Here is a 278-nt window from a genome sequence, read left to right as displayed (position 1 = left end):
GTAAAGGATAGATCCACCAGTAACAAATTGTCCGTCCGCACGTTTTGCACCTAAACGTTTTGATTCAGAGTCACGTCCGTTAGAAGTCGAACCGCCACCCTTTTTGTGCGCAAAATGTTGAATATCAAATTTTAACATGAAATTCCACCTCCTATTTGGAGTTAATTTTTATATGATCAGGATAGCTGTACGCTAATGACCTTAGTTGATTTTCCATCCCCGTAAGCAAGATTTGCACCACGTCATCCCCTACATAATCAGCAGGCACAGAATAGTAA

1 protein-coding gene is annotated in these 278 nt (G+C 40.6%); it reads right to left on the bottom strand.

The features are described from left to right. Positions 1-138 (bottom strand): 50S ribosomal protein L27 (locus ACX6XY_RS30220; RefSeq protein WP_460337849.1); only part of this gene is annotated, 138 nt, incomplete at its 3' end. Positions 139-278 lie beyond the last annotated feature (140 nt).

It is taken from the genome of Streptomyces sp. O3 (assembly GCF_054788135.1).
Note: the sequence above shows the minus strand (reverse complement) of the source record. Positions and strands in the feature narration are given on the sequence as shown.